The organism is Pseudomonas persica (assembly GCF_900291015.1).
Classification (GTDB): Bacteria; Pseudomonadota; Gammaproteobacteria; order Pseudomonadales; family Pseudomonadaceae; genus Aquipseudomonas.
In genome coordinates this window covers 81,813-95,077 of sequence record NZ_OLKL01000025.1, presented here as the reverse complement: position 1 = coordinate 95,077, position 13,265 = coordinate 81,813, and the positions used below count along the sequence as shown (strand labels likewise).

13 protein-coding genes are annotated in these 13,265 nt (G+C 63.5%); 9 read left to right on the top strand and 4 right to left on the bottom strand.

The features are described 5' to 3' along the window. Positions 1 to 126 precede the first annotated feature (126 nt). The 4 genes from FQ664_RS12820 (at position 127) to FQ664_RS12805 (ending at position 3,903) form a co-directional block, all read left to right on the top strand. Positions 127 to 516, top strand: coding sequence for a carboxymuconolactone decarboxylase family protein (locus FQ664_RS12820; protein ID WP_144172237.1), 390 nt, complete (start codon positions 127 to 129; stop codon positions 514 to 516). A 90-nt stretch (positions 517 to 606) separates the two neighbouring features. Beyond that, positions 607 to 1,353, top strand: coding sequence for a GntR family transcriptional regulator (locus FQ664_RS12815; RefSeq protein WP_063913667.1), 747 nt, complete (start codon positions 607 to 609; stop codon positions 1,351 to 1,353). A gap of 21 nt (positions 1,354 to 1,374) precedes the next feature. Next, entirely contained in the window at positions 1,375 to 1,938 is a 564-nt protein-coding gene (locus FQ664_RS12810; RefSeq protein WP_144172236.1) for an NUDIX hydrolase, read from the top strand. A gap of 183 nt (positions 1,939 to 2,121) precedes the next feature. Next, on the top strand, positions 2,122 to 3,903 hold the full coding sequence (locus FQ664_RS12805) for an ATP-binding protein (RefSeq protein WP_144172235.1): 1,782 nt from the start codon (positions 2,122 to 2,124) through the stop codon (positions 3,901 to 3,903). Positions 3,904 to 3,907: 4 nt separating this feature from the next. Here FQ664_RS12805 and FQ664_RS12800 read toward each other — a convergent pair whose 3' ends face one another. Together FQ664_RS12800 and FQ664_RS12795 are read right to left on the bottom strand one after the other, a co-directional pair. Beyond that, on the bottom strand, positions 3,908 to 4,540 hold the full coding sequence (locus FQ664_RS12800) for a LysE family translocator (RefSeq protein ID WP_144172234.1): 633 nt from the start codon (positions 4,538 to 4,540) through the stop codon (positions 3,908 to 3,910). Between the two features lie 168 nt (positions 4,541 to 4,708). Continuing rightward, positions 4,709 to 5,323, bottom strand: coding sequence for a LysE family translocator (locus tag FQ664_RS12795; protein ID WP_144172233.1), 615 nt, complete (start codon positions 5,321 to 5,323; stop codon positions 4,709 to 4,711). A 112-nt stretch (positions 5,324 to 5,435) separates the two neighbouring features. Here FQ664_RS12795 and FQ664_RS12790 point away from each other — a divergent pair, with 112 nt between their 5' ends. Both FQ664_RS12790 and FQ664_RS12785 read left to right on the top strand, forming a co-directional pair. Then, positions 5,436 to 5,888, top strand: coding sequence for an Lrp/AsnC family transcriptional regulator (locus FQ664_RS12790; RefSeq protein WP_015270735.1), 453 nt, complete (start codon positions 5,436 to 5,438; stop codon positions 5,886 to 5,888). Between the two features lie 217 nt (positions 5,889 to 6,105). After that, positions 6,106 to 7,518 carry a purine-cytosine permease family protein gene (locus FQ664_RS12785; protein WP_144172232.1) on the top strand — a complete coding sequence of 471 codons (1,413 nt, stop codon included), beginning with the start codon at positions 6,106 to 6,108 and terminating at the stop codon, positions 7,516 to 7,518. Between the two features lie 27 nt (positions 7,519 to 7,545). On the opposite strand, the gene FQ664_RS12780 is transcribed toward FQ664_RS12785, so the two are convergent. After that, positions 7,546 to 8,250 carry an NUDIX hydrolase gene (locus FQ664_RS12780; protein ID WP_144172231.1) on the bottom strand — a complete coding sequence of 235 codons (705 nt, stop codon included), beginning with the start codon at positions 8,248 to 8,250 and terminating at the stop codon, positions 7,546 to 7,548. 140 nt (positions 8,251 to 8,390) lie between these two features. Between FQ664_RS12780 and FQ664_RS12775 the strand changes: the two genes are divergently transcribed. Next, positions 8,391 to 9,041 (top strand): isochorismatase family protein, encoded by a 651-nt coding sequence (locus tag FQ664_RS12775; RefSeq protein ID WP_144172230.1) that lies wholly within the window; start codon positions 8,391 to 8,393, stop codon positions 9,039 to 9,041. A gap of 359 nt (positions 9,042 to 9,400) precedes the next feature. Here FQ664_RS12775 and FQ664_RS12765 read toward each other — a convergent pair whose 3' ends face one another. Then, on the bottom strand, positions 9,401 to 10,288 hold the full coding sequence (locus FQ664_RS12765) for a LysR family transcriptional regulator (RefSeq protein WP_144172228.1): 888 nt from the start codon (positions 10,286 to 10,288) through the stop codon (positions 9,401 to 9,403). Positions 10,289 to 10,399: 111 nt separating this feature from the next. On the opposite strand from FQ664_RS12765, the gene FQ664_RS12760 reads away from it, so the two are divergent. Next, entirely contained in the window at positions 10,400 to 11,461 is a 1,062-nt protein-coding gene (locus tag FQ664_RS12760) for a YeiH family protein (RefSeq protein WP_144172227.1), read from the top strand. Positions 11,462 to 11,609: 148 nt separating this feature from the next. Then, a complete protein-coding gene (gene ppnN / locus FQ664_RS12755) occupies positions 11,610 to 12,983 on the top strand; it encodes a nucleotide 5'-monophosphate nucleosidase PpnN (RefSeq protein ID WP_144172226.1) in 1,374 nt (457 codons plus the stop codon). Positions 12,984 to 13,265: the final 282 nt, after the last annotated feature.

Below are 13,265 nucleotides of genomic sequence, written 5' to 3'. Positions count from 1 at the left end.
CTTCTTCGCGGGTAAACCCGCTCCCACAGGTACAGCACAGGATTCAGCCTCTGTGGGATCCCTGTAGGAGCGGGTTTACCCGCGAAGAAGCCCACACCGATACCCTGTTTTTGCCGGAGGTACTGCATGAGCACTGAAAAGTACGAAAAAGGCCTGCAGATCCGCACCCAGGTGCTGGGTGCGGATTACGTGAACCGCTCGATCCAGAATGCCGACGACTTCACAAAGCCGTTGCAAGAGTTGGTCACCGAATACTGCTGGGGCCACGTCTGGGGCCGCGAAGGCTTGTCGCTCAAAGAGCGCAGCATGATAAACTTGGCCATGATTTCCGCGCTCAACCGGCCCCACGAGCTCAAACTGCACATTCGCGGCGCCTTGCGTAATGGCCTGAGCCGTGAACAGATTCGCGAGATCCTGCTCCAGGTCGGCATTTATTGCGGCGTGCCCGCGGCGGTGGACAGCTTCCGCCTGGCCCGCGAGGCGTTCGCTGAGGCCGATGCGGAGTCAACCCGTTAACACCGGGCTGTTCGAACCCACGCAAGGAGCACCCCAGGTTCGTGGTGCTGTTGCGGTTGCGGCCGGGCAGCCTCTTTAAGAGCGCACTTGATGAAACGCCAGCCACTCGACGACAGCTTCAAGGTCAACCGCAACCCCGTTACCCTGCGCGAAATCGTGCTCGACAAGCTGCGCGCCGCGATCATGAACTTCCACCTGCTGCCAGGCGACCGCCTGGTCGAGCGCGACCTCTGCGACCGCCTTGGCGTCAGCCGCACCTCGGTGCGTGAAGCACTGCGCCACCTGGAATCCGAAGGTCTGGTGGAATTCGCCGACGCCAAGGGCCCGCGCGTGGCCATCATTACCCTGGAAGACGCCCGCGACATCTACGAGCTGCGCTGCGTGCTCGAAGGCCTGATCGTGCAGCTGTTCACCCTCAACGCCAAGGCCAAGGACATCCGTGCCCTTGAGCGCGCGCTGGAGGTCAACCGCGAAGCCCTCGAAGAAGGCGAGCTGCAACAGGTGCTGGATTCGGTACAAGGGTTCTACGATGTGCTGCTGGAAGGCTCCGGCAACCAGGTGGCGGCCCAGCAGCTGCGCCAGTTGCAGGCGCGCATCAGCTACCTGCGCGCCACTTCGGTGTCGCAGGAGAACCGCCGCGGCGCCAGCAACCGCGAAATGGAAAAGATCGTCGAGGCGATCAAGAGCGGCGACCCGCTGGTGGCCCACCAGGCCTCGGTCGACCACGTCCGCGCTGCCGCCAAGGTGGCCCTGGACTACCTGCGCCAGAAGCAGGATGACAACGTCAAGGTGCGCGACATGGTCGAGCCCCTGGCCCTGAAGGATCCACGCATATAAGCCACGCATAGGCCACTGATCATGCCCACCGCCCCGCGCTACTGCCCACACTGCACCAAGGAACTGGCCCGGGGCGTTCCCACAGGCGACACCCACGAACGCCTGCACTGCACCGGCTGCGGCTATATCCACTACATCAACCCGAAGATCATCGCCGGCTGCATCATCGAGCGCGATGGCAAGTACCTGCTGTGCCAGCGCGCCATCCCGCCTCGCCCCGGCACCTGGACCTTGCCGGCCGGGTTCATGGAGGCCGGCGAGACCACCGAGCAGGCGGCCCTGCGCGAGGTCTGGGAAGAAAGCGGCGTACGCGCCGAAATCGTCTCGCCGTACTCGATCTTCAGCGTGCCTAGAATCTGCGAGGTGTACATCATCTTCCGCGCCATAGCCACCGAGGAAACCGGGCAGTACGGGGCGGAAACGCTGGCGTACAGGTTCTTCGAGCCGGACGAGATCCCGTGGGAGGAAATCTATTACCCGGCAATCCGGCAGATTCTCGAGCGCTATATCCTCGAGCGGCAGGCCGGGGTTTATGGCATCTACATGGGCAATGACGACACTGGCAAGGTGCACTTCATTCGCTAGCCTGTAGCGGCCTCTTCGCGGGTAAACCCGCTCCCACAGGGATAGCACTTTGCTCGAGGTGCACACCGCACCTGTGGGTGCGGGTTTACCCGCGAAGAGGCCCGTACAGCCACCCAAAATTCTCGCCAAACGTCTATTCTGCATGCACCCTAAAGGCCTTACGCAAAAGGACCAGCAGAGCACATGGCAAAATGGCTAGACGGCGGCGGGCTGATGGCCGAGCGCATCCGCAACCACGATTGGGCCGCCACCCCGCTGGGCCCGCTACAGCACTGGCCCGACCCGCTAAAGACCAGCCTGGCCCTGTGCCTGGCCTCGCGCTTCCCACAAGCCGTGCTTTGGGGCCCTGATCTGCTCACCCTGCACAACGACGCTTTCTCACAGATTCTCGGGCAAAAGCCCTCAGCCCTGGGCATCCCCTTCCGCGCCGTTTGGCAGGAAGCCTGGGCCGACATCGGCCACATGGCCGACCGCGCCCTGGCCGGCGAGGCGGTGTACATCGAAGACTTCCCGCTCACCATCGACCGCAGCGGTGGCCCCGAACGGGCCTATTTCACCTTCTGCTACAGCCCCATCCGCGACCATGACGGCGAAGTGCTGGGCATGCTCGACACGGTCACCGAAACCACCGCCAGCGTGCTCGCCAATCAGCGCCTGAACTTCCTCGACGACCTGGGCCGTGCTGTGGCCGACGCCACCGACCCGGACCAGATCCTCGCCATTACCACGCGCATGCTGGTCGAGCACCTGCAACTGTCGAGTTGCGCCTACGCGGTGATGGACCCCGACGAAGACGGCTTCACCATCTGCGGCGACGCCGTGGCGCCCGGCTCGCCGCATCTTGTGGGGCAGTACCAGTTGCACGATTTCGGCAAGCTGGCGCTTAGCCGCCTACGCAGCGGCCTGGCCTTGGTAATCCATGACAACCTGAGCGAGCTGCCCCCGGAGGAAGCTGCCAGCTTCCAGGCCATCGGCATCACCGCGACCATTTGCATGCCACTGATCAAGGGCGGCCGACTGACCGCGCTGATGGCTATACACGACAAGGCGCCACGGCAGTGGACCCACTATGAACAAGTGTTGATCAGCGAAGTCACCGAGCGTTGCTGGGCGCATATCCAGCGAGTACAGGCCCACGCCGAAGTTCGCGAGGCCATGGCGGCACTGGCGGCGCTGAATGCCACCCTCGAACAGCGCGTCAACGAGCGCACCAGCCAGTTGCTGCACACCGAAGCTGTGCTGCGCCAGACCCAGAAGCTCGAAGCCATCGGCCAGCTGACCGGCGGCGTGGCCCATGATTTCAACAACCTGCTGACCATCATTCGCTCGTCGTTGCATTTTCTGCAGCGCCCCAACCTCGACGCACAGCGCCGCGAACGCTACCTCAAGACCATGTCCGACACCGTCGAGCGCGGTACCAAGCTGACCGGCCAGTTGCTGGCCTTCGCCCGCCGCCAGGCCCTGAGCCCGCAAGTGTTCGAGGTCGGGCCACGGCTGGAGGCCATGGCCGACATGCTCGACACCGCCACCGGTGCGCGGATCCAGGTCGAGCTGCAGTTGCCGCAGGCGCCTTGCCATATCCGCGCCGACCTCAACCAGCTGGAAACCGCGGTAATCAACCTGATGCTCAACGGCCGCGATGCCATGGCCGGCGAAGGCACCTTGCAGCTGCGCCTGCAGGCCGACCAGCGCCTGCCTGCCCTGCGCGGCCATGCGCCCCAGCCGGGCCCGTTCGCGGCGATTTCGGTGAGCGACAGCGGTATCGGCATTGCCGCCGAATTGCTGGAGCGCATCTTCGACCCGTTCTTCACCACCAAGGCCCCGGGTGAAGGCACCGGACTGGGGCTGTCACAGGTGTTCGGTTTTGCCAAACAGTCCGGGGGCGATGTGCAGGTGAACAGTGTCCCGGGCCAGGGCACCACATTTACCCTGTACCTGCCCCAGGTACCGCCGCCTGCGGCCTAGGCGGTCAACGCCGTCCTTCGGCCAGCATGCGCACGGCCAGGCCCGCCAGCACCGTGCCCATCAGCCAGCGCTGAACCTGCTGCCACAGCGGGCGGCCAGCGAGGAACACGGCGATGGACCCGGCCATGATCGCGATCAGCGCATTGACCGAAACGCTGATGGCGATCTGCGTCGATCCCAGCACCAGCGACTGCAGCAGCACGCTACCATGCCCCGGCTCGATGAACTGCGGCATCAGCGACAGGTACATGACGGCGATCTTGGGGTTGAGCAGGCTGGTGGCAAAGCCCATGGTGAACAGCCGCCGCGGGCTGTCGGCCGGCAGCTCGCGAACCTGGAACGGCGAACGGCCGCCAGGTCGCAGCGCCTGCCAGGCCAGGTACAACAGGTACAGCGCGCCACCGATGCGCAGCGCGTCGTAGGCAAAGGGCACAGCCATCACCAGGGCGGTGATGCCCAGCGCGGCGCAGAACATGTAGATGACGAAGCCCAGGGCCACTCCACCCAGCGAAATCAGCCCGGCCTTGCGGCCCTGGCAGATCGAGCGGGAGATCAGGTAGATCATGTTCGGCCCCGGGGTCAGGACCATGCCGAGGCAGATGAGGGCGAAGGTGAGCAGTTGCGCGGTTTCGGGCATGGAGCACGTCCTGGTTGTGCGTTGAAGTGGTGCGAGTTTATCCGAGGCTTGGTCTGTCGTCTGTACGGGCCTCATCGCCGGCAAGCCAGCTCCCACAACTACCCCGCACGACTCAGGCCCTGCAGTGGACCTGTGGGAGCTGGCTTGCCGGCGATGAGGCCACTGAGTTCAGCTGATTTGGCCGGCTATCAAGCCCAGGGCCACGGTGATCATCGCCCCCCCCGACACCCGCCCGACCAGTTTCGCCGCCCCTGGCCGGGAGCTCAGCACGGCTTTGGCACCATAGCCGACCAGCGAGTAGATCACCAGCGAACTGCACAGGTGCACCAGGCCCAGCAGCAAGATCTGCAACGGCACCGGCCAACTCGACTGCGGGTCGGTGAACTGCGGCAACAGCGCCAGGAACAGCAGGAACACTTTCGGGTTCAGGCCGCTGACGCAAAACCCCTTCAATGCCCAGCGCGAACCCGACTCCCCCGCCCCATCCTGCCCGGCCGCGGGCAGTGCCGGGCTCAGCAACAGGTTGCCACCCAGCCACAACAGGTAGCTGCACCCCGCCAGGGTCAGCAAGGTCAGCGCCAGCGGGTGGCCGGCCAGCAGGCTGCCGACCCCGGCAGCCACCACCAGGGTCGCGAGGAAATGCCCCGACAACATCCCCGCCACCGCGGGCATCACCCAGCGCCCGCGCATGCCGGCCGAAATGGCATAGGCCCAGTCCGCGCCGGGGGTAATCACGAACAGCATCGACACGGCCCAGAACGCCGTCAGAACACTGAGAGCCACTTGAATCGTCCTTTTTCCACTGCTTGGGGATGACGAAAGATTACGGATTCCGCCGAGGGATTTTCTTCCGTATATTCCCCGCCAACCCTCAATGACTGGAAGATCCTTCTCAATGGACAGAACTGATCGAAAAATACTTGCCGAGCTGCAAAAAGATGGTCGGTTATCGGTGACCGAGCTGGCTGACCGTGTGGGGCTCAGCCTGTCGCCCTGCCATCGGCGCCTGAAGGCACTGGAGGAATCCGGGGCGATTCTTGGCTATCACGCCCGCTTGGCGCCAAGCGCCCTGGGGCTGAACTTTGCCGCGCTGGTGTTCGTGACCCTGCGCGAAGTCACCCGTCAGCCGGTTGCGGACTTTGAAGCGGCGCTGGCCGAGATCCCGCAGATCGTCGAGGCGCAGCGGCTGTTTGGCGACCCGGATTACCTGCTGCATGTGGTGGCCAAGGATTTGCCGGCGTTCCAGAAGCTGTATGACGAGCAGCTGACCAGCATTCCCAATGTGAAGCGGTTGAGTTCGACGCTGGTGATGAAAGAGGTGATTCAGGATCGGTTGTTGCCGATGTAGCGTTGCTGCTGTACCGGCCCGTTCGCGGGCTCGCCCGCTCCCACCTCGACCGCATCGATTTCAAGTCAGCCTTAGGTTTTTTAAGGCTTATGGGTACATATTTACTAATTTCTCGTTATCCCCGCGCCCCGCATCATCGCTCCAACAAGAACGCGTCGCCCTTCGTCGGCACGCCCCCGGGCAGCTCCCGATGCCCTATCTTGCCTTGGAGTCAGTCATGACCAGTGCAGCCAATTCGGCACCCCTCATAGAAAAACACACGATCGGCTACGTCCCCCCGCAAGACCGCCATGGAAAGGTAAGGGATCTGTTCACACTGTGGTTCGGCGGCAACATCGCGCCGCTGCCCATCGTCACCGGCGCACTGGGCGTGCAGCTGTTCCACCTGAACCTGGTATGGGGCATCGTCGCCATCCTGGTCGGCCACCTGGTTGGTGGCGTACTGATGGCGCTGCACTCGGCCCAGGGCCCGCAGATGGGCATCCCGCAGATGATCCAGAGCCGCGCCCAGTTCGGCTCGCTCGGTGCGCTGCTGGTGGTGGTGATTGCCGGGGTCATGTACATCGGTTTCTTCGCCTCCAACATCGTCCTCGCCGGCAAGTCGCTGCACGGTGTGGTCGATGCCGTGCCGGTACCGGTAGGCATCGTCATCGGTGCGCTGGGCTCGGGCATCATCGGCATCATCGGCTATCGCTTCATCCACGTGCTCAACCGCATCGGCACCTGGGTGCTGGGTATCGGCATCGTGGTCGGCTTCGGCTACATTTTCAGCCACGTGCAGAGCGACGACTTCCTCACCCGCGGCGGCTTCAACCTGGCCGGCTGGCTGGCTACCGTGTCGCTGGCGGCGCTGTGGCAGATCGCCTTTGCGCCCTATGTGTCGGACTACTCGCGCTACCTGCCGGCTGACGTGAAGGTCAGTTCGACGTTCTGGACTACTTACCTGGGCTCGGCCCTGGGTTCGAGCCTGTCGTTCATCTTCGGCGCCGTGGCGGTGCTGGCGATCCCGGCCGGCATGGACACCATGGACGCGGTCAAGCTGGCCACCGGCACCCTCGGCCCGATCATGCTGGTGCTGTTCCTGCTCAGCGTGATCAGCCACAACGCCCTTAACCTGTATGGCGCAGTGCTGTCGATCATCACCCTGGTGCAAACCTTCGCCCACCGCTGGATCCCCACCGCCAAGAGCCGAGCCGTGCTGTCACTGGTGGTACTGACGGCCTGCTGCGTGGTGGCGGTATTCGCCTCGGCGGACTTCATCGGCCACTTCGTCGACATGGTGCTGGTGCTGCTGGTGGTGCTGGTGCCGTGGACGGCGATCAACCTGATCGACTTCTATGCCATTCACAAGGGTGAGTACGACATCCAGTCGATCTTCCAGGTCGATGGCGGCATCTATGGACGTTACAACCCGCAGGCGCTGATCGCCTATGCGCTGGGCATCGTGGTGCAGATCCCGTTCATGAACACGCCGCTGTATGTCGGGCCGATTTCCGAGCACATCAACGGCGCTGACCTGTCGTGGCTGGTGGGGCTGGCGGTGACCTCACCGCTGTATTGGTGGCTGGCCAGCCGGGACAGTGCCTACCGTCGTCGACAGATGAATGCCAAGCTGGCCATGGGGCGGTGATTGTACAATGCGTCATGTGTACGGCAGCTAGACGCCTTCGGGCAGCAGGCTACGATCGAACATGAACGCCCGTGCGCCCTTCGGGGTGTACTGGTACAACTGCTGCGGCCGCCCCAGCCTAGGCTGGTTCCTCTCCCCGGTATCCCTTACCCACCCGTGTTCGCGCAAGCGCTCCAGGCGTTTGCGCAGCGAGGTGTTGTTCACCGCCTGCCCCAGGCACGCCTGCACTGCCCCCAGCGCATCCAGCACGGTGAATTTTTCCGCCAGCAAGCACAGCGGCAGGCTGCTGTATACCGTCTTCGCCGCCAGCCGCTCACGCGCGCGCTCGACCAGCAGGTTATGGTCGAACGGCAACAGCACCTTGCGCCCTGACACACTGTCCAAATCGAAAAACGCCAGTTGCTCACCCTCGACCTGCTGTTGCGGGTCGAGCAGGGCCAGGTAATAGGTACTCAATGACCAGCCTCGCGGATCGCGGAAGGCATTGCCTTCGGTACCCACCTGCTCCAGGTAACGCGGAAGTACCCGAGCCTTCTCCCGCAAGGCCCGCTCGGCGGCGCCTTCCAGGCTGGTGTCAGGGGTGCGACCATTGACGATGACGCCCGGCAAGGCCCACTGGCCGGCATGTGGTTCACGCTCACGACGGTGCAACAACACTTGCAGCTGCTGGGCTTCGGCGGCCATGCGCAAGGCGACGATATCGACGCTGGCCAGGACTTCGGTGGTACTCACAGGGTGGCTCCGTTCTTGAACGCTTCTATATTTCACCAGGCTTATTAAGTAGCACAAGCCTTTAATCCTGATGGAAAACAAGCTTGACACACTTATTCCACCAGATGAATTATATAAACATTCCAGCGAGGAGCACCGCCATGAAGATCGCCAGTTTCGATGTCGACGCGCAAAACGGTTTCACCGCCAATGTGCCGCAGGAGCTACCGGTCCCCGAAGGCGACGAAATCGCGGCTGATCTGAACACCATGGCGTTGCGCGCCGACCTACGCCTGGGCAGCAAGGACGCCCACCCGGCCAATGCCGCCTGGGTTGTCGCCGACCCCGCGCACATGCTGCAACCCCTGCAACTGGCCAATGCCGACCTGACCTGGGTCAGCCACTGCGTTCCCGGCACACCAGGCTTCGAGTTGCTCCCCGGCCTGCCGGCCCCAATCGACTACGACTATTTCGTGTGGAAAGGCGTCGAGCCCGACCTGCACCCCTACGGCGCCTGCTACCACGACCTGGCCGAGCGTCGCTCCACCGGGGTGATCGAGTACCTCAAGGTGCAGCAGGTGGGCGCGGTGATCGTCGGTGGCCTGGCCCTGGACTATTGCGTCAGGACCACCGCCCGCCAATTGCGCCAGGCCGGTTTCCAGGTGCTGTTGTACCTGCCGGCCTGCCGCGCCCTTACCCAGGCAGGTGCCATCGAGGCGTGTGGCTCCCTGGCCGCCGAAGGCGTGATCCTCTGCGGCGACGAAGCCGCGCTGGACTACCAGCTCTCTCTGATCAAGGAAGACCGCCCATGAGCGACAGCGGACAGTTTCGCCAATTTTCTCTAGACCCAGTGCCGGGATGAGAACTTCGTGGCTTATCTGAAGCATGTGTTTCAGGTGGGTTGATCATGCCTGTACCGACCTCAAGAACGGTGAGAAACCTGTGGGAGATGGCCCAACCCTTTGGGCTGCGCTGTCGCATAGAGAACTGAATTCGCAAACGGTCCGTGCATCCTGTGGGAGCGGCTTTAGCCGCGAAGAATCCAACGCGGTGCATGGCACCGGCTGCGCCGGTGTTCGCGGCTAAAGCCGCTCCCACAGGGGCCCTGCTAATTCAACGAGTTATGTGCAGTTCTATGAGAGCGGGCAAGCCCGCGAAGAGGCCGGTACAGTCAATCCACTTCTTGCAGACCGACACATAACTCAAGAAACCGCGTCGCCGCCCGTGACGGCGAAGCCGCATGCGGCACCAGGATGGAAAACCGCCGCACCAACGCCTGCGGCACAACCTGCAACCGTTGCAACGCCCCATCCTCATGCCGGATCGACATCGCCGACACAAAACCGATCCCCATCCCGGCCCGCACCGCCTCCTTTACCCCTTCCACTCCGGCAATCTCCAGCGCCACGCGCATCGCCACGCCACTGCGGGCAAATGCCCGCTCGACGATCTGCCGCACACCCGAGCCGCTCTCGCGCAGCACCAACGGGTAGGCCCCCAGCGATGCCAGTGTCTGCCGGTCACTGCCAGCCAGCGGATGACCACGCGGCACGATAGCCACGATCTCGTCTTCCCGCCACGCCGTCACCGCCGTACCCAATGGCAGGTCCTGCCCAGGCGGCCCTTCGATCAGAGCGATATCGACACTGTCCAGCGCGGCGACGATTTCCGCCGTATTGCCGTTGGCAGTGCTCACCAGCACCTGCGGGTAGCGGGCATGGAAATCGGCGATCAGGTACGGCAGCAGGTAGCTGGCCGGCGTGGTACTGGCGCCGATGCGCAAGGTACCGCGCTCCAGCCCGCGCATGGCCTCGCGCAATGCCTGGGCCTGGCGGAAGGTTTCGCGCAGGCGCTCGGCATGGGCCAGCAACTGCTCGCCGGCTGCTGTCAGCCGCACACCACGGCCGGCGCGCTGATAGAGGGGCTCGCCGAAGGCCTCCTGCAGCAGCTTGAGCTGGCCAGACACCGCTGGCTGCGACAGGTGCAGGGCCTGGGCTGCATGGCTGATGTTGCCGTGCTCGGCGACGGTGGCGAACGTTATCAGTTGTTCTGGGGTCATGATTGAAAAATATCAGTTTTACGGATATTTTCCATCCTAAATTACGATTTTTTATAAGCTTATAACCAGATTAACGTAGGCGATGTCGAAATACCTTTCCGGAGGACTCACATGGCCACGGCTCCGTCCAATCCCGCCTTTGCGCCTACCCTCTCCACCCGAGGGCGGCTCAACGGCATCCTGTTCGTCGCGCTGTTCGCGCTTGCGGTAACCCAGCTGGCCGCCGTGCCCGCCATCGCCCAACTGGGTATCAGCCCGCTGATCGTCGGTATCGTTGCCGGTGCGCTGTATGGCAATGCACTGCGTGACGGCGTACCGGCGAGCTGGGCGGCGGGCATCAACTTTTCCGCCCGCGGCCTGCTGCGCATTGCCGTGGCCTTCTTCGGCCTGCGGGTAAGCCTGCAGGAAATCGCCGAAGTCGGCTGGTCTGGGCTCATCGTGTCGCTACTGGTGGTGTCCAGCACCCTGCTGATCGGCCTGTGGTGCGGCATGAAGCTGTTCAAGCTGGACCGTGATACCGCCTTGTTGACCGCGGCCGGCAGCGCCATCTGCGGCGCCGCCGCGGTACTGGCCTTCGAATCGGCCCTGCGCAGTGCGCCGCACAAAAGTGCCATGGCAGTCGGTAGCGTGGTGCTGTTCGGCACCCTGTCGATGTTCCTCTACCCATTGGCGATCAATGCCGGCTGGCTGCACCTGGACACCCTGGGCGCCGGGCTGTTCCTGGGTGGCACCCTTCACGAGGTGGCCCAGGTGGTCGGTGCGGCCAGCAACGTCAGCCCCGAGGCCACGCATATCGCCACCATCGTCAAGATGACCCGGGTGATGCTGCTGGTACCGGTGCTGCTGGTGGTGGGCCTTTGGATCAGCCGCACGCGCCAGCCGGGCCAGGCACAGGGCAACGGGCGCATCGCCATGCCCTGGTTCGCCTTCGGTTTCCTCGCGCTGGTGCTGGTGAATTCGCTGCAGGTGCTGCCGGGTAGCGTGACGCAGGCGCTCAACAGCCTGGATACCTTTGCCCTGACCATGGCCATGACCGCGCTGGGGATGGAGACGCGCTTCAGCCAGATTCGCCAGGCCGGGCCACGGGCGCTGGCGACCGGGGCGATTCTCAACCTTTGGCTGGTGGGGGGTGGGCTGGCGATTACCCTGGGTGTACAGAAGCTGTTGGGCTGACTTGAGACCAGGTTGGCTTCTTCGCGGGCTTGCCCGCGAAGAAACCAATCTGGTCGCAAGCTTTTTCCGCGCCCCCCTCGTTGCCGCCCGCATTTCTCGGTATGGTGTTGTCAAAGAAGGATGTTTTACCCGCACAGGAAAGACTTAGATGCCCCAACGCCATGTCATCAATGCATCCGTCAGCCCCAAAGGCAGCCTGGAGACGCTGTCACAACGTGAAGTGCAGCAACTGAGTGAAGTCGGTACCGGTAGCCTTTACACCCTGTTCCGCCAGTGCGCCCTGGCCATCCTCAACACCGGCGCCCATGTCGACAATGCCAAGACCATCCTCGAGGCCTATCAGGACTTCGAGGTACGTATTCATCAACAGGACCGCGGCGTGCGCCTGGAGCTGCTGAATGCCCCGGCCGACGCCTTCGTCGATGGTGAAATGATCGCCAGTACCCGTGAAATGCTGTTCAGCGCCCTGCGCGACATCGTCTACACCGAAAGCGAGCTGGCCAGCCAGCGCATCGACCTGGAAAGCTCCCAGGGCATCACCGACTATGTCTTCCACCTACTGCGCAACGCCCGCACCCTGCGCCCGGGCGTGGAGCCGAAGATGGTGGTGTGCTGGGGTGGCCATTCGATCAGCAGCGAGGAATACCAGTACACCAAGAAGGTCGGTCACGAACTGGGCCTGCGCAAGCTGGACGTGTGCACCGGCTGCGGCCCGGGCGTGATGAAGGGCCCGATGAAGGGCGCCACCATTGCCCACGCCAAGCAGCGCATGCACGGCAGCCGCTACCTGGGCCTGACCGAGCCGGGCATCATCGCCGCCGAAGCGCCCAACCCGATCGTCAATGAGCTGGTGATCCTGCCGGACATCGAGAAGCGCCTGGAAGCCTTCGTCCGTGTCGGCCACGGCATCATCATCTTCCCCGGCGGTGCCGGCACGGCCGAGGAGTTCCTCTACCTGCTGGGCATCCTCATGCACCCGGACAACCAGAACCTGCCGTTCCCGGTGGTACTCACCGGCCCGCGTAGCGCCGAGCCGTACCTGCAACAGTTGCACGCCTTCGTGGGCGCCACCCTGGGTGAAGCGGCGCACCGCTTGTACCAGATCATCATCGACGACCCGGCGGAAGTCGCCCGGCACATGGTCGAAGGGCTCAAGGCGGTGAAGCAGTTCCGCCGCGAGCGTAACGATGCCTTCCACTTCAACTGGCTACTGAAGATCGAGGAGAGCTTCCAGCGCCCGTTCGACCCGACCCACCAGGCCATGGCCGACCTGGACCTGCGCCGCGAACTGCCGGCCCACGAACTGGCCGCCAACCTGCGCCGGGCCTTCTCCGGCATTGTCGCGGGCAACGTCAAGGACAAGGGCATCCGCCTGATCGAGGAGCATGGGCCGTATCAGATCCGTGGTGACAGCGCCGTGCTGGACCCGCTGGGCCGGCTGCTGCAGGCATTCGTCGACCAGCACCGGATGAAGCTGCCCGGCGGCGCGGCGTATGTGCCGTGCTATCAGGTGGTGACCTGATTTTCGCTGTCTGAATTGCAAGTTTGTCGTCATGCCCTGTGGGTTGGCCATCGATAGCCTGAGTGCCGAGCTGACTGACCTGCAGAGGTTCGACGATGAACACCGTCCTTACTGCCATCTTCACATAATGCCCGTCACCTCCCTCCGCAAGCCCTTCGCTCGGCCTCCTGAAGTCGCATCGGCGGCTGAGGGCGAAATGTCAGATTGACATCAGCAGGTCAATTGCACCACACCAACCGCTGTCGAAATGACAACGCCCTGGCGCAACCTCCCAATCTGCAA